23 protein-coding genes and 1 tRNA gene are annotated in these 21,545 nt (G+C 66.4%); 17 read left to right on the forward strand and 7 right to left on the reverse strand.

All coding sequences use genetic code 11. The annotated features are described in order from the left end of the window. Positions 1-22: 22 nt before the first annotated feature. Positions 23-1,438: a diguanylate cyclase gene (locus P0Y64_15225; GenBank protein WEK42709.1), complete on the forward strand. Its 1,416-nt coding sequence runs from the start codon at positions 23-25 to the stop codon at positions 1,436-1,438. On the opposite strand, the gene P0Y64_15230 is transcribed toward P0Y64_15225, so the two are convergent. Then, complete coding sequence (locus tag P0Y64_15230; protein WEK42710.1) at positions 1,435-2,430, reverse strand: LLM class flavin-dependent oxidoreductase; 996 nt, start codon at positions 2,428-2,430, stop codon at positions 1,435-1,437. The two genes, P0Y64_15225 and P0Y64_15230, sit on opposite strands and share 4 nt — an antisense overlap. A 107-nt stretch (positions 2,431-2,537) precedes the next feature. On the opposite strand from P0Y64_15230, the gene P0Y64_15235 reads away from it, so the two are divergent. From P0Y64_15235 to P0Y64_15260, 6 genes are all read left to right on the forward strand, one after another. Then, positions 2,538-3,194 (forward strand): pyrimidine 5'-nucleotidase, encoded by a 657-nt coding sequence (locus tag P0Y64_15235; protein ID WEK42711.1) that lies wholly within the window; start codon positions 2,538-2,540, stop codon positions 3,192-3,194. Beyond that, a complete protein-coding gene (gene dapD / locus P0Y64_15240) occupies positions 3,191-4,015 on the forward strand; it encodes a 2,3,4,5-tetrahydropyridine-2,6-dicarboxylate N-succinyltransferase (protein WEK42712.1) in 825 nt (274 codons plus the stop codon). The genes P0Y64_15235 and dapD overlap by 4 nt, the downstream gene beginning before the upstream one ends. A gap of 177 nt (positions 4,016-4,192) precedes the next feature. After that, entirely contained in the window at positions 4,193-5,770 is a 1,578-nt protein-coding gene (locus P0Y64_15245; protein ID WEK42713.1) for an ABC-F family ATP-binding cassette domain-containing protein, read from the forward strand. Positions 5,771-5,813: 43 nt separating this feature from the next. Next, a complete protein-coding gene (gene glpX / locus P0Y64_15250) occupies positions 5,814-6,779 on the forward strand; it encodes a class II fructose-bisphosphatase (GenBank protein WEK42714.1) in 966 nt (321 codons plus the stop codon). Between the two features lies 1 nt (position 6,780). Then, on the forward strand, positions 6,781-7,488 hold the full coding sequence (locus P0Y64_15255) for a CPBP family intramembrane metalloprotease (protein ID WEK42715.1): 708 nt from the start codon (positions 6,781-6,783) through the stop codon (positions 7,486-7,488). Positions 7,489-7,562: 74 nt separating this feature from the next. Continuing rightward, positions 7,563-9,125, forward strand: coding sequence for a long-chain-fatty-acid--CoA ligase (locus P0Y64_15260; GenBank protein WEK42716.1), 1,563 nt, complete (start codon positions 7,563-7,565; stop codon positions 9,123-9,125). A 30-nt stretch (positions 9,126-9,155) separates the two neighbouring features. On the opposite strand, the gene P0Y64_15265 is transcribed toward P0Y64_15260, so the two are convergent. Continuing rightward, positions 9,156-9,434, reverse strand: a complete 279-nt coding sequence (locus P0Y64_15265) for a chorismate mutase (protein WEK42717.1) — start codon at positions 9,432-9,434, stop codon at positions 9,156-9,158. Between the two features lie 130 nt (positions 9,435-9,564). On the opposite strand from P0Y64_15265, the gene P0Y64_15270 reads away from it, so the two are divergent. The 3 genes from P0Y64_15270 (at position 9,565) to P0Y64_15280 (ending at position 12,224) form a co-directional block, all read left to right on the forward strand. Beyond that, positions 9,565-10,575 carry a polyprenyl synthetase family protein gene (locus P0Y64_15270; GenBank protein WEK42718.1) on the forward strand — a complete coding sequence of 337 codons (1,011 nt, stop codon included), beginning with the start codon at positions 9,565-9,567 and terminating at the stop codon, positions 10,573-10,575. Between the two features lie 54 nt (positions 10,576-10,629). After that, positions 10,630-10,986 carry a hypothetical protein gene (locus tag P0Y64_15275; GenBank protein ID WEK42719.1) on the forward strand — a complete coding sequence of 119 codons (357 nt, stop codon included), beginning with the start codon at positions 10,630-10,632 and terminating at the stop codon, positions 10,984-10,986. A gap of 68 nt (positions 10,987-11,054) precedes the next feature. Then, entirely contained in the window at positions 11,055-12,224 is a 1,170-nt protein-coding gene (locus tag P0Y64_15280) for a glycosyltransferase (GenBank protein ID WEK42720.1), read from the forward strand. On the opposite strand, the gene P0Y64_15285 is transcribed toward P0Y64_15280, so the two are convergent. The 4 genes from P0Y64_15285 to yajC are packed head-to-tail and all read right to left on the reverse strand — an operon-like array spanning position 12,209 to position 15,497. Beyond that, positions 12,209-12,577, reverse strand: a complete 369-nt coding sequence (locus P0Y64_15285) for an Mth938-like domain-containing protein (protein ID WEK42721.1) — start codon at positions 12,575-12,577, stop codon at positions 12,209-12,211. The genes P0Y64_15280 and P0Y64_15285 overlap by 16 nt on opposite strands. Continuing rightward, positions 12,574-13,539, reverse strand: coding sequence for a protein translocase subunit SecF (secF, locus tag P0Y64_15290; GenBank protein ID WEK42722.1), 966 nt, complete (start codon positions 13,537-13,539; stop codon positions 12,574-12,576). The genes P0Y64_15285 and secF overlap by 4 nt, the downstream gene beginning before the upstream one ends. Positions 13,540-13,552: 13 nt before the next feature. After that, complete coding sequence (gene secD, locus P0Y64_15295) at positions 13,553-15,157, reverse strand: protein translocase subunit SecD (protein ID WEK42723.1); 1,605 nt, start codon at positions 15,155-15,157, stop codon at positions 13,553-13,555. Between the two features lies 1 nt (position 15,158). Next, positions 15,159-15,497 (reverse strand): preprotein translocase subunit YajC, encoded by a 339-nt coding sequence (yajC, locus tag P0Y64_15300; protein ID WEK42724.1) that lies wholly within the window; start codon positions 15,495-15,497, stop codon positions 15,159-15,161. Positions 15,498-15,640: 143 nt separating this feature from the next. Here yajC and P0Y64_15305 point away from each other — a divergent pair, with 143 nt between their 5' ends. The 5 genes from P0Y64_15305 (at position 15,641) to P0Y64_15325 (ending at position 18,682) form a co-directional block, all read left to right on the forward strand. Beyond that, positions 15,641-15,946, forward strand: a complete 306-nt coding sequence (locus P0Y64_15305; GenBank protein WEK42725.1) for an antibiotic biosynthesis monooxygenase — start codon at positions 15,641-15,643, stop codon at positions 15,944-15,946. A 47-nt stretch (positions 15,947-15,993) separates the two neighbouring features. Further along, positions 15,994-16,070 (forward strand) — tRNA-Pro (locus P0Y64_15310). Positions 16,071-16,278: 208 nt separating this feature from the next. Beyond that, positions 16,279-16,653, forward strand: coding sequence for a hypothetical protein (locus P0Y64_15315; protein ID WEK42726.1), 375 nt, complete (start codon positions 16,279-16,281; stop codon positions 16,651-16,653). After that, positions 16,650-17,336, forward strand: a complete 687-nt coding sequence (locus P0Y64_15320; protein WEK42727.1) for a response regulator transcription factor — start codon at positions 16,650-16,652, stop codon at positions 17,334-17,336. The genes P0Y64_15315 and P0Y64_15320 overlap by 4 nt, the downstream gene beginning before the upstream one ends. A gap of 89 nt (positions 17,337-17,425) precedes the next feature. Further along, complete coding sequence (locus tag P0Y64_15325; GenBank protein ID WEK42728.1) at positions 17,426-18,682, forward strand: ATP-binding protein; 1,257 nt, start codon at positions 17,426-17,428, stop codon at positions 18,680-18,682. Positions 18,683-18,738: 56 nt separating this feature from the next. Here the strand turns inward: P0Y64_15325 and P0Y64_15330 are convergent, their stop codons facing one another. Beyond that, positions 18,739-19,218: a peroxiredoxin gene (locus P0Y64_15330; GenBank protein WEK42729.1), complete on the reverse strand. Its 480-nt coding sequence runs from the start codon at positions 19,216-19,218 to the stop codon at positions 18,739-18,741. Between the two features lie 106 nt (positions 19,219-19,324). Between P0Y64_15330 and P0Y64_15335 the strand changes: the two genes are divergently transcribed. After that, positions 19,325-19,888, forward strand: a complete 564-nt coding sequence (locus tag P0Y64_15335; protein WEK42730.1) for a YqgE/AlgH family protein — start codon at positions 19,325-19,327, stop codon at positions 19,886-19,888. A 139-nt stretch (positions 19,889-20,027) separates the two neighbouring features. Beyond that, the gene (gene ahcY / locus P0Y64_15340) at positions 20,028-21,437 is read left to right on the forward strand and encodes an adenosylhomocysteinase (GenBank protein ID WEK45074.1); all 1,410 of its coding nucleotides are present in this window, start codon (positions 20,028-20,030) and stop codon (positions 21,435-21,437) included. Positions 21,438-21,545: the final 108 nt, after the last annotated feature.

The following is a 21,545-nucleotide window of genomic DNA, read 5'->3' on the forward strand; positions in this document are numbered from 1 at the left end:
ATCATCGGTTACGAAGACCGGCATGGGACGCGAAAGATTATCCGCCGTGTTCGGCGTCGGTGTTCTCTATTTCGCGCTGGCCGCCGCGACTATCTGGCTCGTCAGCGATCGTAACGAGGTGCCGCCGATCTGGCCGGCGAATGCGGTGTTGCTCGCGCTGCTGCTGCAACCGAAACGCACCGTGTGGATCGACGTGCTGTTCGCCGCCGTGATCGGCAACATGCTGGCTAATGTCCTCGCGCGCGGCGCGTTTGTCGCGCCGGTTTTCTATGGGATGGTCGATGTTACCGAGGTGACGATTGCAGCCTATGCGCTGCGTCGCTCGATCGGCGTCGGCGAGGTGCTGGGCGCGCCGGAGAACCTTGGGCGCTTCATCCTTTGGGCGGGCGGCGTGGCCCCCGCGGTCGGCGGGCTGGGCGGGGCCCTCATCGGATGGATCTGGCTCGGCCAGGATTTCGCCGCCGGTCTGCGCAAATGCTATTTCAGCGATGCGCTGGGACTATTGGTTTTCACCCCGTTCTTCACATCGCTTCTGGCGGGGGATTATCGCCGCTCGATCATTGGCCGCAAGACGCGCGAATATGTCGAGGCGATCGGGATCATCCTGCTGGTGACCGCGACGTCGATCGTGATCTTCGGCATCGCGCATCGCCCGGCGGCGTTCGTGCTGTTCGCGCCGCTGATGCTCGCGACCTTCCGGCTTGGGCGGCTCGGCACGCAATTCGTGGTGCTGATCGTTGCGATCGCGGGCGCGGTGGGGGTGTTTCGACTGGATTCGGCCTTCTCGATCTATGGGGAGCAGCCGGAGGTGCGGCTGCATCTCATGCAATTCTTCCTCGCGGTGGTGCTGCTCACCTGTCTGCCGGTTGCGGCCAGCCTTTCGGCGCGCGCGCGGCTGACCGCGCAGCTCGCCGAGAGCGAACGGCGGCTGCGTGAGCGAGAGCGCGATCTGCTGCGGCTGGCGGCGACCGATTCGCTGACCGGGTTGCTCAACCGCGGCGCGCTCAACGAGCGGATCGGCAAGATCCATCGCGAAGGGCAGATGGCGGTCGCGGTGCTCGATCTCGATCGCTTCAAGGAGGTCAACGATCGGTTCGGCCACGACGTCGGCGATCTCGCGCTCGTACATTTCGCGCGGGTGATCGAAGGCGGCGTGCGGCAAGGCGATGTCGTCGCGCGGGTCGGCGGCGACGAATTCATGATCTTCTTCCCGGCGACTGGCCAGGCCGATGCCGGCACGATCTGCGACCGGCTTGCCGCCACGCTGCGCGAAAAGCGGATGGCGATCGACGCCGACACGCTTTTCACGCTGGGGATGAGCTGTGGCGTTGCGGAGCGCCGTGAGGGCGAAACGATCGAGGCGGTGATCAAGCGTGCCGATCAGGCGCTCTATGCGGCGAAGGCGGCGGGGCGTTCGCGGGTGTTGCGCGCGGCCTAAGCCGGTTCGAGCGCCCGCATCGCCTCTGCCGCGATCGCGAAGGAGCGTTTGCGCGCCTCGTGATCGTACATCATGCTCGTCAGCATCACCTCGTCCACGCCGGTGCGCCTGACGAAGCCGGCGATGCCGCGCGCGATCTCCTCACGCGTGCCGATCGCGGTGCATTGCAGGACATGGTTGAGGATCGCGGCGTGCTGCGGCGGCAGGCTAGCGCGATAGCCGGGGACGGGCGGCTGGAGCTGGCGCGGGTTGCCGGTGCGCAGCGCGACGAACGCCTGCTGCTGCGAACTGGCCAGAAGCTCCGCTTCCTCCTGCGTGTCGGCGGCGAAGACGTTGAACCCGGCCATCGCATAGGGCTTTTCGAGTTGCGCTGACGGGCGGAAATCGCGGCGGTACACCTCCAGCGCCTGATCGAGCGCATCGGGCGCGAAATGCGAGGCGAAGGCATAAGGCAGGCCAAGGATCGCGGCGAGCTGCGCTCCGAACAGGCTGGAGCCGAGAATCCACAGATCGGGCCGTGCGCCCGCCCCGGGCGTGGCGGTGATGCCGGTGCGCCCGTCGTCCGCGAAATAGCTTTGCAGCTCGACGACATCATTGGGGAAGGCGTTGGGATCGGTTTCGAGCGTCCGCCGCATCGCGCGGGCGACGCGCTGGTCCGACCCGGGGGCGCGACCGAGGCCAAGGTCGATACGACCGGGAAACAGCGCGTCGAGCGTGCCGAACTGTTCCGCGATCTGGAGCGGGGCGTGGTTCGGCAACATGATCCCGCCCGCGCCGACGCGGATCGTATCGGTCGCCTGCCCGACATGCGCGATCACCACCGCCGTCGCGGCCGAGGCGATGCCGGGCATGCCGTGATGCTCCGCCACCCAATATCGGCTGTAGCCCATGCGTTCGGCATGGCGCGCGAGATCGGCGGCATTGGCGAGCGATTGGGCGACATTGCCACCCTCCACCACGGGGACGAGATCGAGCAGGGAATATGCGGTCATGGCACGGGATGTGGCGTGATAAGTTGCGATCCGCAACCTCCCCATGCCGCATCCATATCGGGGATCGCGGCGTTGTCCTCGACGGGATTGCCTCCTAAAGCCCCGCCATGCATCCGACGCTCGCCCCGATCCGCAACTGGATCTTCGATCTCGACAACACGCTCTATCCGGCGAGCGCGGACCTGTTCGCGCTGATCGACGCGAAGATCGGGGCCTATGTCGCCGATCTGCTCGGGCTCGATCCGATCGAGGCGCGACGCGTGCAGAAAGGCTATTTTCTCGGCCACGGCACCACGCTCGCGGGGCTGATGGCGGAACATCAGGTCGATCCGCACCATTATCTCGATTTCGTCCACGACATCGAAATGGACGTGCTGGAGCACAACGCGCCGCTCGCCGCCGCGATCGCGAAGCTGCCGGGGCGCAAGATCGTCTTCACCAACGGCGACGCGCCTTATGCCCGCCGCGTGCTCGATCGGCTGGGTCTGGGCGCCACGTTCGAAGCGGTGCACGACGTTCACGCGATGGATCTGGTGCCGAAGCCGGCGCCCTCGGCCTATGCCGGGCTGTGCGCCGCGTTCGATCTCGATCCGACGCAAACCCTGTTCGCCGACGACATGGCGCGAAATCTCGCGCCCGCCAAGGCGATCGGCATGACCACCGTGTGGGTGGATAACGGATCGGAGCAGGCGGCCGATGCCGACCGGAGCTTCATCGATTACACGACCCACGACCTGACGCACTGGCTTGAAGGAATTTTATGAGCGACATCACCGGGCTTGAACAGACGATCGACGCAGCGTGGGAAAACCGCGCGGAGATCGGCCTCGCCACCGCCGGCGAGGTGCGCAGCGCGGTCGATCGGGCGCTGGCGCTGCTCGATGCGGGCGCCGCGCGGGTGGCGGAGCCGGATGGCAATGGCGGCTGGCGTGTCAATCAGTGGCTGAAGAAGGCTGTGCTGCTGTCGTTCCGCCTCAACGACAATGCGCTGATCGATAACGGCCCCGGCGCGGGCCATTGGTTCGACAAGGTGCCTTCGAAATTCTCCGGCTGGACCGAGGCCGAGTTCCGCGAAGCGGGCTTCCGCGCGGTGCCGGGCAGCGTGGCGCGGCGCGGCGCGTTCATCGGCAAGGGCGCGATCCTGATGCCGAGCTTCGTCAACATCGGCGCCTATGTGGGTGAAGGCACGATGGTCGACACCTGGGCAACGGTCGGCAGCTGCGCGCAGATCGGCAAGAACGTCCATCTGTCCGGCGGCGTCGGCATCGGTGGCGTGCTGGAGCCGTTGCAGGCCGATCCTGTCATCATCGGCGACGGCGCGTTCATCGGCGCCCGCGCCGAAGTGGCGGAGGGCGTGCGCGTCGGCGAGGGCGCGGTGCTCTCGATGGGCGTCTATCTCGGTGCGTCGACCAAGATCATCGACCGCGCGACCGGCGAAGTTTTCCGGGGCGAAGTGCCGCCTTATTCGGTGGTCGTGCCGGGATCGACCGGCAGCAATCCGGGGCTTTATTGCGCGGTGATCGTAAAGCGCGTCGATGCGCAGACGCGATCGAAGACCAGCATCAACGAGCTGCTGCGCGACTGAGCCGGGCGGCGGGGGCGAAACCCCGCCGCATCGTCACCCCCGCGCAAAAGCGGGGGCGATTGGTTGAATTAACGAGCGTTCGGCGCCAATATCGGCGCCCCGAATAAGGAGTGACCACCGTGTACCATCGGATGAACAATGCCAGCCGCTTTGTCTCTTCCGTCTGCACGGTGCCTTATGCCTCCCTTCGTTACGCTCGATTCCATTTCCGCCGCCACGCCTGAACGGCAGCGGCTTTTCGACAATCTGACCCTTTCGCTCGGCGCTGAACGCGTCGGGCTGGTCGGGCGCAACGGCGCCGGCAAATCGACATTGCTGCGGATCGTGTCTGGCGAGGCCGAGCCGGCTGCGGGCACGGTTGCGCGCGCGGGCACGGTCGGCACCCTGGCGCAGGACTGGGATGCCACCGCGACGATCGCCGAAGCGCTGGGCGTTGCCGACGCGCTGGCGGTGCTGGCGCGCTTGCTTGCGGGGGAGGGCGCGGCGGCGGATTTCGACGCGGCGGACTGGGAGCTTGAGGCGCGCGTGGCGGCGGCGCTGGCAGGGGTCGGCTTGCCCGAGGTGGCGCTTGATCGGGCGATCGGCTCGCTGAGCGGTGGGGAACGGACCCGCATCGGCCTCGCAAGGCTGGCGATCGCCGGGCCGGACGTGCTGCTGCTCGACGAACCGACCAATAATATGGACGCGGCCGGCCGCGCCGCGGTGACGGCGCTGATTTCCGGCTGGCGTGGCGGGATGCTCGTCGCGAGCCATGATCGTGATCTGCTGGAAACGATGGACCGGATCGTGGAACTCACCCCGATCGGCATCCGCGTCACCGGCGGCGGATGGAGCGCGTTCGTCGCCGCGCGCGATACCGAGCGCGCGCGCGCCGCCGCCGATCTGGAACGCGGCGAGACGCGGTTGCGCGATGCGAAGCGCGATGCGCAGCGCCGCCGCGAGGGGCAGGAGCGGCGCGACAAGGCCGGCCGGGCATTCGCCGCGAGCGGTTCGGCGCCGCGCATCCTGCTTGGCGGCATGGCGTCGCGCGCCGAGAACAGCGCAGGGCGCGGGCAGCGCGTGAGCGAGCGGCTGGTGGCGGATGCGGCGACGCAGGCGGATGCGGCGCGCGCGCAGGTGGAGGTGCTCACCCCGCTGACGATCGCGCTGCCGCGCAGCGGCGTCCCCGCCAATGCCGACGTTCTGATGCTGGACGAGGTTGCGGTTCGCGCGCTCGGGCCATGGTCGCTCGCGCTACGCGGGCCGGAGCGTGTGGCGATCGCGGGAGCGAATGGCGCGGGCAAGACGACGCTGCTCAGGATCGCCGCCGGGGCGATCGCGCCGGACAGCGGCAAGGCGCGACGGACCGAGCGGCTGGTGATGCTCGATCAGCATGTCTCGCTGCTCGATCCCGAGGCTACGGTGCTGGGCAACCTGCGCCGGCTCAATCCGGGGCTCGACGAACAGGCGGCATATGCGGTCTGCGCGCGCTTCGCCTTTCGCAATCGAGACGCGTTGAAGCCAGCCGGGGTGCTGTCAGGCGGGGAGCGGCTGCGCGCCGGTCTCGCCTGCGCGCTCGCGGGGGAACGTCCGCCGTGGCTGCTGCTGCTCGACGAGCCGACCAATCACCTGGACATGGAGTCGATCGAAATATTGGAGCGGGCGCTCGCCGAGTTCGACGGCGCGTTGCTGGTGGTAAGCCATGATCCGGCGTTCCTGCGGGCGATCGGCATCGGGCGCGAGCTGCGCATCGAGCAATCACCGTCTCGACAATGACACCCGCGCCTCCTATCCGCGCGTAAAGTCTCAGGGGAATTCCATGCCCAAAGCCAGTCAGGTTCTCGATCGCGTCCTCGTGCTCGAAATGGTTCGCGTCACCGAAGCCGCCGCGATCGGCGCCTCCACGCTCGTCGGGCGTGGGGATGAGAAGGCCGCCGATGCCGCCGCCGTGGAGGCGATGCGCGAGGCGCTCAACAGCCTCGACATGGACGGCACCGTCGTGATCGGCGAGGGCGAGCGCGACGAGGCGCCGATGCTGTTCATCGGCGAGAAGGTCGGCACCGGCAACGGCCCGAAGATCGATATCGCGCTCGATCCGCTGGAAGGCACGACGATCTGCGCCAAATCCGGCCCCAACAGCCTTGCCGTGCTGGCGATCGCGGAAGCCGGCGGCCTGCTCAACGCACCCGATGTTTACATGGACAAGCTGGCAATCGGGCCGGGCTATCCCGAGGGCGTGCTCGATCTCGACAAGACGCCGACCGAGAACATCAAGGCGATCGCCGCCGCCAAGGGCGTCGAGCCGCATGAGATTATGGCCTGCGTGCTCGATCGTCCGCGCCACGAGAAGCTGATCGCCGAACTGCGCTCGATCGGCTGCGGCGTGGTGCTGATCGGCGATGGCGACGTGGCGGGCGTGATCGCCACCACGGATCCGGACACGACGATCGACGTCTATATGGGATCGGGCGGCGCGCCGGAGGGCGTGCTGGCCTGTGCCGCGCTGCGCTGCGTCGGTGGGCAGTTCAAGGGCCGCCTGCTGTTCCGCAACGACGACGAGCGCGCCCGCGCCCGCAAATGGGGCATCACCGATCTCGATCGTCAGTATGATCTCAAGGATCTGGCGAAGGGCGATTGCATCTTCGCCGCGACCGGCGTGACCGATGGTTCGCTGCTGGAAGGCGTGAAGCGCCGTGGCAACCACATGACCACCGAGAGCGTGGTGATGCGCGCCTCTTCCGGCACGGTACGCTGGGTGAAGGGCGAACATCGCATCGAGCGGTGAGATGATCGCGGCGCTGCTGCTCGCCGCGCTGCTGGCGATGAGCTGGTATGTGCGGCGACGGCTGGCGCTGAATTTCGGGCACGGGCGTTCGGGCGCCTATCTGGCGGTGGCGCTGCGGCAGATCGGCGGTTTCGCCGCGCCCGCGCTGATCGCGTTGACACTGGCGGGCGAGTGGCGCGCGCTCCGCCGGATGCCCGAGAGTTTCGCACGTCTGGCCGAGACCTACGGCATCGCGGGGTGGGTCGTACCGGGTGATGGCTGGACGCTGCTGATCGGCGCGGTCGGCGGCAGTGCGCTCGGCGCGGGAATCGCCTTTATCCAATGGCGCCGTCGCGGCAGCCGTGGGCCGATGTTCGGCGAACTCGGCTGGCTGCTCCCACGCGATCGAGCCGATCTTGGCTGGGGGCTATTGCTCTCGCTTGTCGCCGGCGTGGCGGAGGAAGTGTTCTTTCGCCTCGCGGTGCCGCTGCTCGTCGCGCTGGCGACGGGGAGCGCGCTTGCCGGTTTCATCCTTTCCGCGCTGATGTTTGCCGCGGCGCACCGCTATCAGGGAATGGCCGGGGTGATCGCGACGGGGGCGATGGGCATCGTCTTCACCGCCCTCTATCTGACGACCGGGGCACTGTGGCTCGCGATCGCCGCGCACATCGTGGTCGATCTCAACAGCCTGGTGATCCGGCCCGCGATCACCGGCGCATGGAGGGCTTGAGAAAAATCATTCGTAAGCTAAGGAGTGTGACAAGCTGCCAGCGTTGATCGCGGACCGCGTGGGATAGGAAAACGATGATCGATCTCGAAGCCATCCAGTGCCTTTCGGACATTCCTGCCGCGCAGGCCAATGCGCGCGGCGATCAGGTGGCGGTGCTGTTCGAAGGCCGGCCGACGAGCTTCGCCGAGTTGAACACGCAAACCGACGCGGTGGCCCGCGCGCTGATCGCGGGCGGCGCGACCCCGGGTGACCGGATCGCGGTGCTTACCAAGAATCATCCGCGATGGTTTCCCGTGTTCTTCGGATCGGGCCGGGCGCGCACCTGCCTCGTGCCGGTCAACTGGCGGCTTTCGGTTCCCGAGGCGACGTTCATCCTGTCTGACTGCGCGCCGACGCATTTGTTCGTCGGCGAGGATTTCTTCGCCGAGGCGCTGGAGACGGTGGCGGGGATGGAGCGCCGCCCGCAATTGATCGCGCTTTATGGCGAGCATCCCGATTTCGTCTCGTTCGAAGCGTGGCTGGCGCGCGGGGCGGAGACGGCGGTGGCCGAACGGCCGTCGCTGGATGACGATGTGCTCCAGCTCTACACCAGCGGCACGACCGGGCGACCGAAGGGCGTGGTGCTCACCAACCGCAACTATCGCCGCTTCATGGAAATGGCCGAGCAGGTCGACGGCTTCGCTTATGAGGCGGGGCGCACGATGATGGTCGTCATGCCGCTGTTCCACGTGGCCGGGGCCAATCTGGGCTTTTCCGGGCTGGCCCAGGGTTGCCGCATCGTGCTGGTCAAGGATTTCGTGGCCGCCGACGCGATCGGGATCATGCTGGAGCACGAGGTGAGCTATGCGTTCCTCGCGCCCGCGATCATCCTGATGTTGTTGCAGGCGCCTGAGATCGCGGGCCGAACCTTCCCGCAATTGCGCAACATCGCTTATGGCGCCTCGCCGATATCGGAGGATGTGCTGGCGCGGGCGCAGGCCGTGTTCGGCTGCGATTTCGTGCAATTCTACGGCATGACCGAATCCGCCGGCTCGGGTTCCTATCTCTCGCCATCGGCGCATCGCGCGGGCGGATTGCTCAAATCATGCGGCAAGCCATGGCCGGGCGTGGAAATGGCGATCGTCGATGCCGATGGAAACGCGCTGCCGGCGGGCGGGATCGGCGAGATCGTCATCCGTGGCGATATCGTCATGAAAGGTTATTGGAACCGGGCGGAGGCGACAGCAGAGGCGCTGGCCGGCGGCTGGCTCCACACCGGCGACGCGGGTTATATGGACGCGGATGGGCATTTCTTCGTCCATGACCGCATGAAGGACATGATCGTTTCGGGCGGTGAGAACGTCTATCCCGCCGAGGTGGAGAATGCGATCGCCGGTTGCCCCGGCGTGGCCGATGTCGCGGTGATCGGCGTGCCTGACGAGAAATGGGGCGAAGCGGTGAAGGCGCTGATCGTCGCGGACGGCGAGGCGCCGACTCCGGAAGCCGTGATCGCCTGGGCGAAGGCGCGGATCGCGCCATATAAGGCGCCAAAGACGGTCGATATCGTTGAAGCGCTGCCCCGTAACCCTTCCGGAAAGGTGCTGCGGCGCGAATTGCGCGCGCAATATTGGGCGGGGCGCGATCGCGCGGTCGGATAGGGAGGGGCGCCGAACAGCGCCCACCCGACGTCAGCTGCGCAATTGTTCGTGGTGGCGGATCACCTCGTCGATGATGAAACGCAGGAATTTCTCGCTGAACTCAGGGTCCAGCTCCGCTTCCTCCGCCAACTGACGCAGCCGCGCGATCTGCGCCTCCTCCCGGCCGGGATCGGCCGGGGGCAGCCCGGCGGTCGCCTTGTGCCGGCCGACCGCCTGGGTGACCTTGAAGCGTTCGGCGAGCAGGCAGACGAGCGCCGCATCGATATTGTCGATGCTCTTGCGATAACCCTTCAGCACGTCGTCCGGCATCATGCCTCCTCAATCGGTCACTCGCGCGCCTTTTGCGTGGCGCCGGCCCCGCGCGCAAGGCTTGTGGAGTTGGCTTGGGCAAATCACCCATATTGCCTTTTCGGGCCCTTGGCCTAGAGCCGGACACCAAATGAGTGCCACTATTCACCGTCTGGCCGACCGGGCCCCTTCGCTCGAACCGATGATCGAACTGGTCGCGGGCGATATGAACCTCGTCAACGCCGCGATCCTCGATCGCATGCAATCTCAGATACCGCTGATTCCCGAGCTGGCCGGCCATCTGATCGCGGGCGGTGGCAAGCGCATGCGCCCGATGCTGACGCTCGCGAGTGCGCGGCTGCTCGGCTATATGGGCACGCGGCATCACCGGCTCGCGGCGGCGGTGGAGTTCATCCACACCGCGACGTTGCTGCACGACGATGTGGTCGATGGATCGGACCTGCGGCGCGGCAAGCGCACCGCGAACCTGATCTGGGGCAATCCCGCCAGCGTGCTGGTCGGTGATTTCCTGTTCAGCCGCAGCTTTGAACTGATGGTGGAAGACGGCAGCCTCAAGGTGCTGAAAATCCTATCCAATGCCAGCGCGGTGATCGCGGAGGGCGAGGTGAACCAGCTTACCGCCGCGCGGCGGATCGATCTGGGCGAGGAGCGTTATCTTGACATCATCAATGCCAAGACGGCCGCGCTGTTCGCCGCAGCCTGCCGCATCTCCGCCGTCGTGGCGGAGCGGCCGGAAGAGGAGGAGGCCGCGCTCGACGCTTATGGCCGCAACCTCGGCATCGCGTTCCAGCTTGTCGATGATGCGATCGATTATGTTTCCGACGCGGGCACGATGGGCAAGGACGCGGGCGACGATTTCCGCGAGGGCAAAATGACGCTGCCGGTGATCCTCGCTTATGCGCGCGGATCGGAAACCGACCGCAAGTTCTGGAAGGACGCGATCGAGGGCCGCCGCGACAGCGACGAGGATTTCCTCCACGCGGTCGAACTGGTCCGCACCACCCGCGCGGTGGACGATACGCTGGCACGCGCGCGTCATTACGGCCAGCGCGCGATCGACGCGCTCGGCCCGTTCGCATCGGGCAAGGCCAAGGAAGCGATGGTCGAGGCGGTCGAGTTCGCGATCGCGCGGGCTTATTGAAGCGGCGGTTTCGCGCGGTTGCGGCCATGAAACCGGCGCTATAAAGCGCGGGCCATGGCCAAAGCCGATCGCCTTGCGCAGCTGGATGTCCGTCGTTCGGAACTTGAAGCGGAATATACTGCCGCGCTTGTCGATGCACTGCGGGTTACGGCTGCGGGAAAATGGGGCCTGTTCGATCATAACCGTGATCGCACGGCGCGCGCTGCCGTCGCTCCGACTATCGAGAATCTGAACGAAATTGGTCAGGCGATAGACGGGGCGAGAGCGAAACTCGCGATGCCCCCGTTTGAACTGCAGCAGCAATTCCTCGCATCACGCGGCCCGGTTGGCCCGGAAGCTGTGGGCGAACCAAAACAGGCGCGGGCGTGGCTTGAGCGTCTGGCGGCGGCCGCAGGGGACAATGGCGGCTAAGACGCCCCGACAAACATCCACGGCCCACGCTACCCGACCTTAACCCCGCTGGGCTAAGGGATCGCGTGATGTTGCGCGTGCTGACCCTTTCCTCGCTGTTCCCGGATGCGTCGCGGCCCAATTTCGGGGTGTTTGTCGAGCGGCAGACGCTGGGGCTGGCCGCGCATCCGGATGTGGCGCTGACGGTGGTCGCGCCGGTCGGATTGCCGCCATGGCCGCTTGATCGCCATCCGCATTATCACGCGCTCGCGGCACTCCCGGCGCGGGAGCAATGGAAGGGCGTGGAGGTGCTGCGGCCGCGCTTCACCGTGCTCCCAGGCACCGGCGGGCGGTTTCACGCAAATGCGATGCGGCGCGCGGTGCGACAGGCGATCGGAGCGCGCGCGTTCGATGTGATCGACGCGTCGTTCTTCTTCCCGGATGGGCCGGCGGCGGTGGCGCTCGCGCGGGAGCTTGGCGTGCCGGTGTCGATCAAGGCGCGCGGGGCGGATATCCATCACTGGGGGCATGCACCGGGGACGGCGCGACAGGTGCGCGCGGCGGGGCTGGCCGCGGATGGCCTGCTCGCGGTGTCGCAGGCGATGGTCGGCGACATGGCGGGGATCGGCATTCCGGCGGAAAAGGTGCGGGTGCACCACACCGGGGTCGATCTCGCGCGGTTCGCGCCGGTCGATCGCGCGGCAGCGAAAGCGGCGCTGGGTGTCAGCGGCGCGCTCGTCGTGTCGGTCGGCGCGCTGATCCCGCGCAAGGGGCACGATATCGTGATCGACGCGGTGGCGCGACTCGACGGCGTGAGCTTGCTGATCGCTGGCGAGGGCGCGGCGCGCGCGGCGCTTGAAACGCAGATCGCGCGAGCAGGGCTGGGGGATCGCGTGCGGTTGCTCGGATCGGTGCCACATGGCGATCTGCCCGCGTTGATCGCGGCGGCGGATGTGATGGCGCTGGCCTCGGCGTCCGAAGGGCTGGCGAATGCCTGGGTCGAGGCGCTCGCCTGCGGCACCCCGATCGTGATTTCCCCCGCGGGCGGCGCCCACGAAGTGGTGACCGCGCCCCCAGCCGGACAGGTGGTGCCGCGCGAGGCGGGGGCGTTCGCTGCGGCGATCGGGGAATTGCTTGCTGTGCCGCCATCGCTCGAGGCGGTGCGTGCGCACGCGCTGCGCTTTACGTGGGAGGCGAATACGGCGGCGCTCTATGCGCATCTCGCGGGATTGGTCGCGGCGCGTCAGTCCAGCGGATAGAGCGCGGCGGCGATTTGCCGCCCTTCGCCACGCAAAACGCCCCAGGTGCGGGCGGCGGCGCGGCTGTCCATCGGCTCGATACCGATCCCGCGCTCCTCCAGCCATGTCACCAGCGCGCGCGGCGGCCGCGAGAGATCGTCGCCGGTGCCGAGCAGGATGAACTCCGGCGCGACGGCGACGAGCGGGGCGAGATCGTCGGCAGTGAGATCCGCAAGCGGCGGCGGAGACCATGCGGCGACCGAATCCACCGTCATCATCAGCGCGGGGAAAGTGCCGTCATCGGTGCGAAACCCCGCCGGGCCGATCCCCTTGATGATCGGCCCGGCGGCATCGCGCGTACGTTCCAGCTTCACCCTTCGCGCGGACCGACGCGCTCGGCGCGGTCATTGGCGCCCGGCGAGGCGGCCGGCGGCTCGGCACGCAGGCCGAGCGTGATGAGCAGCGAGGAGGAAACGTAGATCGACGAATAGGTGCCGACCACGATGCCGAGGATCATCGCCGCGGTGAACCCGCGCAGCACGTGGCCACCGAGGAAGAGCAGCGCAAACAACGCCAGAAGGATCGTCACGGAGGTCATCACCGTACGCGGCAGCGTTTCGTTCACCGACAGGTTGATGATCTCGCGCATATCCATCTTGCGATAACGACGCATATTTTCGCGGATGCGATCGTCGATCACGATCTTGTCGTTGATCGAATAGCCGACAATCGTCAGCACCGCCGCGACGATATTGAGATCGAACTCGAACTGCGTCAGCGCGAAAAAGCCAAGCGTCATCAGCAGATCGTGGACGATCGCCACGACGGTGGAGATGCCGAACTGCCATTCGAAGCGGAAGATCGCGAACAGGCCGATGCCGAGAATCGCGAGCACCACCGCCAGCACGCCATTGCGGATCAGCTCGCCCGAAACCTTGCCGGAAACGGTGGAATAGCGGCTGAACGTCGCGCCGGGGAAGTTCTGCGCCAGCGCGGTTTCCACCTTTTTGACGACGGCGTTGGTCGCGCCCTCATCGGCGCCCTGCTGCGCGGGCAGGCGGATCGTGATCGTCCGGGGATCGCCGAACTGCTGGAGCGACGCATCGCCCACGCCCTGCGCATCGACGACCTTGCGGACCTTATCGAGATCGGGCGTGGTCGCGAACTTTTCCTCGATCATCAGGCCGCCTTCGAAATCCACGCCGAAATTGAGGCCGTGGTAGAAGGTGAGGCCGACCGCGAGGATCGACAGGAACAGGGTGAGGCCGAACGCCCAGCCGCGCAGGCGGACGAAATCGATGTTCGTATCGTCGGGGACGAGCTTAAGGAGTTTCATCGTATCGCTCGCCTCAGATATTGATCGTCTTGGGCTTAGCGCGGCGAAGCCACTGCGCCACAAGCATCCGGGTGAAGGTGACGGCAGTGAACACCGAGGTGACGATGCCGATCAGCAACACCACCGCGAAGCCCTTCACCGGCCCCGAACCCAGCACGAACATGATAACGCCGGAGATGGCATGGGTCATGTTCGCCTCGAAGATCGTTCGGCTCGCCTCCTTATAGCCCAATTCCACCGCCTGCACGATGTTGCGCCCGCGATGTCGTTCCTCACGGATACGCTCGTTGATCAGCACGTTGGCGTCCACCGCGGTGCCGATCGTCAGCACGAAGCCGGCGATGCCGGGCAGGGTGAGCGTGCCGCCGATCAGCGCGAGCACGCCGACGATGACGAACACGTTGATGATAACGGCGAGGTTCGCATAGATGCCGAAGCGGCCGTAGGTGACGAACATGAACGCCACGACCAGCGCGACGGCGACGGCGGAGGCAAGGATGCCGGCCCGGATCGAATCCGCGCCGAGATCAGGCCCGACGGTCGATTCCTCGACCACCTTCAGCGCCACCGGCAGCTTGCCCGAACGCAAGGCGATCGCGAGCTGGTTGGCGCTGTCGACGGTGAAGCTGCCCGAGATCGAGGCGCGCCCGCCCATGATCGGCTCGTTGATGTTCGGAGCCGAGATCACGCTGTTATCGAGGATGATCGCGAATGGCTTGTTGACGTTATCCTGCGTCACCTTGGCGAAACGACGGCCGCCCTGGCTATCGAAGGTGATCGCAACCTGCGGCTCGTTGGTCTGCGGCGAGAATTCCTGCCGCGCGTCCGTCAGCATGTCGCCGGTGATGATCGCGGAACGCTTCACCGCGATAAACGGCACGCCGCTGGGATTGTTCGGATAGGGCAGGATCTGGCTGCCGATCGGCGCCTGCTTGTTGCGAAGCTGATCCGGCGTCGCGGTCGGATCGACCAGCTTGAATTCCAGCTTGGCGGTCTTGCCGAGCAGATCCTTCAGCGCCTGCGGGTTCTGCAAGCCCGGTACCTGCACGACGATACGGCTGGTGCCCTGACGGATGATCGTCGGTTCACGCGTGCCAAGCTCGTCGATACGACGGCGAACCACTTCGGTCGCGTCGCCCATCGCACGATCGACCGCCTGGTTCAGCCCGGCCGTCGTGGGGGTGAGGACGAAGCGGCTGGTATCCACCACCGCAATGTCCCATTCGCGCTGGCCCGTCATGCCCGCGCCGCCGCCGGTGATCGACAGCAGCCGCTCGCGCGCCGCATCGACCTGCGTCGGATCGCGCAGCAGGAAGGAAAGCCGCCCCTCGCGCGTCGAGATATCGCCGATCTCGATCTGCGGGTTCTGGCGGCGCATTTCCGTCTGCACCTGTTCGCGCATCTGCTCCAGCCGGCTCGACTGGAGATCGTTCACGTCCGCTTCGAGCAGCAGATAGCTGCCGCCGGCGAGATCGAGCCCGAGGTTGATGCGCGGGTGCGGGAAGTGGCCCCATTGATCCGTCAGTCGCTGCGGGAGCAGGCTGGGAATCGCCAGCGCCACCAGCACGGCAAGCAGCCCCCAGATCGACAGGACCTTCCAGCGCGGGAAGTCCAGCATCTTAGTCGTTCGCCGGCTTGCCGCCGAGCGGAGTGACTTCCGCCAGCGTCGCCTTGACCACCCGAACGCGGGTGTTGGGCGCGATTTCGACCTCGACGACGGTGTCTTCCACCTTGGTCACCTTGCCGAGCAAACCGCCCGCCGTGACGACCGAATCGCCCTTCTTCACGCTGCCGACCGCGGTCTGAAGCGCCTTCATCCGCCGTTGTTGCGGACGGATCATCAGGAAATAGAAGACGATGAAAACGAGAAACAGCGGCGCGAGGCCAAGGAATCCGGCGATCCCGCTCTGCTGCGCGGCGCCCCCGGCCACCTGGGCGTAAGCTGGAGAAATGAGCATTTTACCCGTTCATTATAGTACGGCGGGCGAAAGACCCGCGCGGAAGCGTGCGGCGCTATCATCGTAACGATAGCGGCGCAACATGACGCGATGTTAAAGCAACGTGAGGGCGGAAACGCGCCGGCACGAAAACGGAGTGGATGATGACGATTCTGGTGATGGGAACGATTCGACTGGCTGCGGGTGAAGGCGCGAAAGCGGCGCAACTGCTCGCCGATCACGCGCAAACGGTGCGCGCGGAGGCAGGTTGCGACGAATATAGCTTCGCCTTCGATGCCGCCGATCCCGATCTGATCCGCGTTGCGGAACGCTGGGCGAGCGTGGAGGCGCTGGCGGCGCATGGTGCGGCGGAACATCAGAAGGCATTCGGCCGCGCGCTGCGTGCGCATTCGCCGCAGGAAATGGCGATCGACGCATGGGACGGGATGCATTGGCGCAAGTTGGTGTGAGGCGGCTTGCGTTGTCGCCGGAGCGCGCGTAGAGGCCGCCCTCCGGTCGGGGCGTAGCGCAGCCTGGTAGCGCATCACACTGGGGGTGTGGGGGTCGCAGGTTCGAATCCTGTCGCCCCGACCAATTTCATCAGCGATGAAGAGACGATCGCCGGTCCATCAGTGGCCGGCGACGTGATCGCGCGCGGCGCGTCGCCCAAATGCACCATGACCGATTTGTCATGGTGTGCCCACACCGCTTCAACCGCGCGTGCCGCATGGTCGGTGTGGATATGCAACATGCGCCGCCGCTCTCCTCCTCTGCCGATCGGCCACTGCCGGAGCATCCAGCGATGAACGGATTGCGCATGGCAGGCTGGGCGGCGATCGGGGCGGCGGCGCTAGGTGCGGGAGCTTTCGGGCTGCTCGCGGATGGGGTGCCGCACGCCGCCCCGCGCGGCGCGGTTGGCGGCGCGACCTATTCGCCGGTGATCAGCGCGAAACATCATGCACTGGTCGTCACCAGTCTGCGGACGGGCGGCGCGGAGGCCAATGCCGGGCTGAAGGTGGGCGATACCGTGAAGGCGATCAACGGCCATGCCGATGCCACGCTCGTCACGCTGCGCGCGGCCGAAGCGAGGCCGGTGCCCACCTTGCTGAAAGTGCAGCGAAATGGTGACGCGATCGATGTTACCTTGCTAAAGGAGGCGCCGGGAGGCGCGAATTGAGCAAGATCCTTTTGGTCGAAGATGACGATTCGACAGCCGATTATATCTCCAACGGATTGAGCGAGGCGGGCTTCGTCGTCGATCGCGTGGACAATGGCCGCGATGGCCTGTTCCAGGCGACCGACGGCGGATATGACTGCATCGTGCTCGATCGCATGCTGCCGGGGCTGGATGGCATGGCCGTGCTGGCAGCCGTCCGCGCGGCGGGGGTGTCGACGCCGGTACTGATCCTGTCCGCAATGAGCACGCCGGAGGATCGCGTCGCCGGGCTCACCTCCGGCTCGGACGATTATCTCACCAAGCCGTTCGTCTTCGCGGAGTTGCTCGCTCGCGTCCGCCTGCTGGTGCGGCGCGGGCAATCAAGCGGCAACGCGCCGGAGACCAAGCTGATCTGCGACGATCTGGAGATGGACCTGCTCGCGCATCGCGTGAAGCGCGCGGGCAAGCCGGTCGACCTCCAGCCACGCGAATTCCGGCTGCTCGAATATCTGTTGCGCCACGTCGATCAGGTGGTGACGCGCACGATGCTGCTCGAGGGTGTGTGGGATTATCATTTCGATCCGGGCACCAACGTGACGGACGTGCATATCAGCCGCCTGCGCAAGAAGATCGACGAGGGCTTCGCGCGGCCGCTGCTCCACACGGTGCGCGGCGCGGGTTATAAGCTGGGCGTCGAGCGATAAGGCTGCGGCTGCCCCGTTCCACGACCCTGCGCTTCGCGGCGCTGGTCTTCGGGCTGCAACTGGCGGGCGCGGCGATCACGCTGGGCACCGTGCGGGAAATCACGCGCGGGCAGATCACCGCCGCCGCCGGGGAAGCGGCGGAACGGGTGAGGCATGGGCTGCTCGAAACCTATCATCGCGGCGGTACGGCGGCGGCGAGGGCCGAGGTCTCGCGGATGGTGCGCGCGCGCGGAGCGCAACTCGTGCTGCTGCTGGTGGATCACGACGGCCGCTTCCTCGCCGGCAATGTCGCGGACTGGCCGCCGACCGTTGCCGCGGGAGGCGATCCGTCGACGATCGAGATTTTTCGCATCGATCGCGATCTTTCAGAGCGGATGCGGGTGATCGCGACACGATTGCCGGATGGCAGCCGGCTGCTGACCGGACACGTTATCGAAAGCGAACTCCGCTTCGCCCGCGCGATGGAGGAGGCGATGCTGCTGGCGATGGCAGTGGCGCTGATCTTCGCCGGGCTGGCGGGCGTGATCGCGGCGCGGATGATCGAGCGACGGCTGGGCCGCACGGTGGCGACCGCCGACGCGGTGGCGGCAGGCGACCTGACGCGCCGCGTGCCGCTGGGCGGCGGCAACGATGCGTTCGAGGCGCTGGCCGAGGCGGTCAACGCGATGCTCGATCGGATCGCGGCGCTGGTTGGCGAGCTGAAGGTGGCGACGGACGGACTGGCGCACGATCTCCGCGCGCCGCTCACCCGGCTGCGCGCGACATTGGAACGCGCGCTAGCCGCCGCACCGGACGAGGCGGGGCGCACGATGATCCTGCGCGCGATGGATGAGGGCGAGCGCCTGCTGGCGATGCTCGACACCGCCTTGCGCATCACGCGCGCGGAGGCGGGGCTGGGGCGCGAAGCTTTCGGTGAGGTGGATCTTGGGGTGATGCTCGGTGATCTGGCCGATATGTTCGGCCCGCTGGCGGAGGATCGCGGCAAGAGCATCACGGTCGATATCGCGCAGCCGATCGCGATCAATGCGAATCGCGAGATGCTGGGGCAGGCGCTCGCCAACCTGGTCGACAATGCGCTGAAATATGGCGCCGGCGCGATCACGTTGTCGGCGATCGCGCACGCGCATGAGGTGGCGATCAGTGTCGCCGACGAGGGGAACGGGATTCCGCCCGAGGCGCGCAATGACGCGCTCAAACGCTTCGGCCGGCTGGATGCGGCGCGGCATGAGGGTGGCGCGGGGCTAGGCCTGTCGCTGGTCGCGGCGGTGGCGCATCTGCATGGCGGCACGCTAACCCTGAGCGATAACGAGCCCGGCCTGATCGCGACGATGACGATCGCCGCCTAGAACCGATCGGGCATGCGCCCCACCCGCGCGAAGCGGGCGACGCGCATGCCGGCCGATCAGATGTTGGCGAGCATATGCTCGGCGGTGCTGACCTTGAATTCGCCCGGACCCTCGACGTTGAGCTGCTCGACGACGCCATCGTTGACGATCATCGAATAGCGCTGGCTGCGCTTGCCGAGCCCGAATTTCGAGCCATCCATGGTGAGGCCGATCGCTTCGGCGAAATCGCCATTGCCGTCCGCCAGCATCGTGATGTCGCCGGCATTGCTCGACTTTGCCCATGCGCCCATCACGAACGGATCGTTGACGGCGGTGCAGGCCACTTCGTCGATGCCCTTGCCGGTCAGTTCGTCGTGCTTATCGACAAAACCCGGCAGATGCTTGGCCGAGCAGGTCGGCGTGAAGGCGCCCGGCACCGCGAACAGCGCGACGCGGCGGCCCTTGAAATATTCTTCGCTGTCCACCGCCTCAGGCCCGTTGGCGGTCGCCTTGACGAGATTGGTCTTGGGCAGCTTGTCGCCGACGCTGATCGTCATCGTGGAATCTCCTGTCGCCGCGGAAACGCGGTGGCGGCTACGTCGCAAGCGCGTGCGTGATTTTCAAGCGTGGCCTGAGCCGATCTCGGTCGTTATGCTTGCGACAATGGAGTCTGCGAACTTTCTTGCCGGCCAATTTCTGCTGGCCATGCCCGGAATCGGCGATCCGCGCTTCGATCAGGCGGTGATCGCGGTTTGCGCCCATGATGACGAAGGCGCGATGGGAATCGACATCGGCGCGACGTTCGACGGCCTGACGTTGCATGACGTGCTGCGTCAGGTGGATATCGATCCGGGCGAGGCGCCCGACGTGCCGGTGCATCGCGGGGGCCCGGTCGAGACGCGGCGCGGCTTCGTGCTGCACAGCCGCGATTGGGGCGGGGCGGATACGGTCGACGTCGCGGGGCGCTGGGCCTTGTCGGGCACGCTCGACGCGTTGCGCGCGATCGCGGCGGGCAAGGGGCCGGCGCGATGGCTGGTCGCGCTGGGTTATGCCGGCTGGGGGCCGGGGCAGCTCGATGGAGAGATGACACGCCACGGCTGGTTGAACCTCGATGCGGGGGGTGAGGCGATCCTGTTCGACACGCCGGCCGATGCCCGCTGGGCGGACGGCTTTGCCAGCGTCGGCATCGATCCCCGCCTGCTCGCCAACGAAAGCGGGCACGCCTGATCGTTCGCGCCAAAGGCTCACATAAAGATATCTTTATATTTGCATCCGAACGCTCGCGCGGGTAAAGGCGCGCGCATGCCGGCCGGTGCGATGCGCCTTGGTCGACCCTATTTTTTCGGAGAATTCCGCCGTGGCTACCGTGCTCGATCGCCCGACCAGTGATTACGTCATCAAGGACATCAGCCTTGCCGATTTCGGTCGCAAGGAAATCGAGATCGCCGAAACCGAAATGCCCGGCCTGATGTCGCTGCGCGAGGAATTCGGTGCGTCGCAGCCGCTGAAGGGCGCGCGCATCACCGGCTCGCTGCACATGACGATCCAGACCGCGGTGCTGATCGAAACGCTGACCGCGCTGGGCGCCCACGTGCGCTGGGCGACCTGCAACATCTATTCGACGCAGGACCATGCCGCCGCCGCGATCGCCGCGGCCGGCATCCCGGTGTTCGCGGTGAAGGGCGAGAGCCTCGCGGAATATTGGGACTATGTCGGCTCGATCTTCGATTGGGATGACGGCAACGGCCAGACCGCCAACATCATCCTCGACGACGGCGGCGACGCGACGATGTTCGCGCTGTGGGGCGCGAAGCTGGAGCGCGGCGAGAGCTTCGGCGAGCCGGAGAATGCCGAGGAAATCGAATTCCAGCGCGCGCTGAAGGCGTTCATCGCCAAGAAGCCGGGTTATCTGACCGAGACGGTGAAGAACCTGAAGGGCGTTTCGGAAGAGACCACCACCGGCGTCCACCGCCTGTACGAGATCGCCAAGAAGGGCGAACTGCCGTTCCCGGCGATCAACGTGAACGATTCGGTCACCAAGTCGAAGTTCGACAACCTCTATGGTTGCAAGGAATCGCTGGTCGACGCGATCCGCCGCGCGACCGACGTGATGCTGGCCGGCAAGGTCGCCTGCGTCGCCGGCTTCGGCGATGTCGGCAAGGGCTCGGCACAGTCGCTGCGTAACGGCGGCGCGCGCGTGCTCGTCACCGAAGTCGATCCGATCTGCGCGTTGCAGGCCGCGATGGAAGGCTTCGAGGTCGTGACGATGGAAGAAGCGGTGACCCGCGCCGACATCTTCTGCACCGCGACCGGCAATGCCGACGTCATCACCGCCGATCACATGAAGGCGATGAAGCCGATGGCGATCGTCTGCAACATCGGGCATTTCGACAGCGAGATCCAGATCGCCGCGCTCAGCAACTATGAGTGGACCGAGGTGAAGCCGGGCACCGATTTGGTGAAGTTCCCGGACGGCAAGCAGATCATCGTGCTCGCCAAGGGCCGCCTCGTGAACCTCGGCTGCGCGACCGGCCATCCGTCGTTCGTGATGTCCTCGTCCTTCACCAACCAGACGCTCGCGCAGATCGAGCTTTGGACCAAGGGCGAGAATTACCAGAATCAGGTCTATGTCCTGCCCAAGCACCTCGACGAAAAGGTCGCGGCGCTGCACCTGGAGAAGCTGGGCGTGAAGCTCAGCAAGCTCAGCCAAAAGCAGGCGGATTACATCGGCGTGAAGGTCGAAGGCCCGTTCAAGCCCGATCATTATCGTTATTGATCCGGAATATGACAGGAAACGAGGGGGGCGCGACGCGGCCCCCTTTTTTCATGCCCAAACTCTGCCTATCACCGCTCTTATGACGATCCATCAGGGGCAGGTGAGCCC

It is taken from the genome of Candidatus Sphingomonas colombiensis (assembly GCA_029202845.1).
GTDB classification, from domain to species: domain Bacteria; phylum Pseudomonadota; class Alphaproteobacteria; order Sphingomonadales; family Sphingomonadaceae; genus Sphingomonas; species Sphingomonas colombiensis.

Coding starts and splice junctions, on each gene's coding strand:
- P0Y64_15225 (WEK42709.1), top strand. CDS start 23: ATGGGACGCGAAAGATTATCCGCCGTGTTCGGCGTCGGTGTTCTCTAT.
- P0Y64_15230 (WEK42710.1), bottom strand. CDS start 2,430: ATGACCGCATATTCCCTGCTCGATCTCGTCCCCGTGGTGGAGGGTGGC.
- P0Y64_15235 (WEK42711.1), top strand. CDS start 2,538: ATGCATCCGACGCTCGCCCCGATCCGCAACTGGATCTTCGATCTCGAC.
- dapD (WEK42712.1), top strand. CDS start 3,191: ATGAGCGACATCACCGGGCTTGAACAGACGATCGACGCAGCGTGGGAA.
- P0Y64_15245 (WEK42713.1), top strand. CDS start 4,193: ATGCCTCCCTTCGTTACGCTCGATTCCATTTCCGCCGCCACGCCTGAA.
- glpX (WEK42714.1), top strand. CDS start 5,814: ATGCCCAAAGCCAGTCAGGTTCTCGATCGCGTCCTCGTGCTCGAAATG.
- P0Y64_15255 (WEK42715.1), top strand. CDS start 6,781: ATGATCGCGGCGCTGCTGCTCGCCGCGCTGCTGGCGATGAGCTGGTAT.
- P0Y64_15260 (WEK42716.1), top strand. CDS start 7,563: ATGATCGATCTCGAAGCCATCCAGTGCCTTTCGGACATTCCTGCCGCG.
- P0Y64_15265 (WEK42717.1), bottom strand. CDS start 9,434: ATGCCGGACGACGTGCTGAAGGGTTATCGCAAGAGCATCGACAATATC.
- P0Y64_15270 (WEK42718.1), top strand. CDS start 9,565: ATGAGTGCCACTATTCACCGTCTGGCCGACCGGGCCCCTTCGCTCGAA.
- P0Y64_15275 (WEK42719.1), top strand. CDS start 10,630: ATGGCCAAAGCCGATCGCCTTGCGCAGCTGGATGTCCGTCGTTCGGAA.
- P0Y64_15280 (WEK42720.1), top strand. CDS start 11,055: ATGTTGCGCGTGCTGACCCTTTCCTCGCTGTTCCCGGATGCGTCGCGG.
- secF (WEK42722.1), bottom strand. CDS start 13,539: ATGAAACTCCTTAAGCTCGTCCCCGACGATACGAACATCGATTTCGTC.
- secD (WEK42723.1), bottom strand. CDS start 15,157: ATGCTGGACTTCCCGCGCTGGAAGGTCCTGTCGATCTGGGGGCTGCTT.
- yajC (WEK42724.1), bottom strand. CDS start 15,497: ATGCTCATTTCTCCAGCTTACGCCCAGGTGGCCGGGGGCGCCGCGCAG.
- P0Y64_15305 (WEK42725.1), top strand. CDS start 15,641: ATGACGATTCTGGTGATGGGAACGATTCGACTGGCTGCGGGTGAAGGC.
- P0Y64_15315 (WEK42726.1), top strand. CDS start 16,279: ATGAACGGATTGCGCATGGCAGGCTGGGCGGCGATCGGGGCGGCGGCG.
- P0Y64_15330 (WEK42729.1), bottom strand. CDS start 19,218: ATGACGATCAGCGTCGGCGACAAGCTGCCCAAGACCAATCTCGTCAAG.
- P0Y64_15335 (WEK42730.1), top strand. CDS start 19,325: ATGGAGTCTGCGAACTTTCTTGCCGGCCAATTTCTGCTGGCCATGCCC.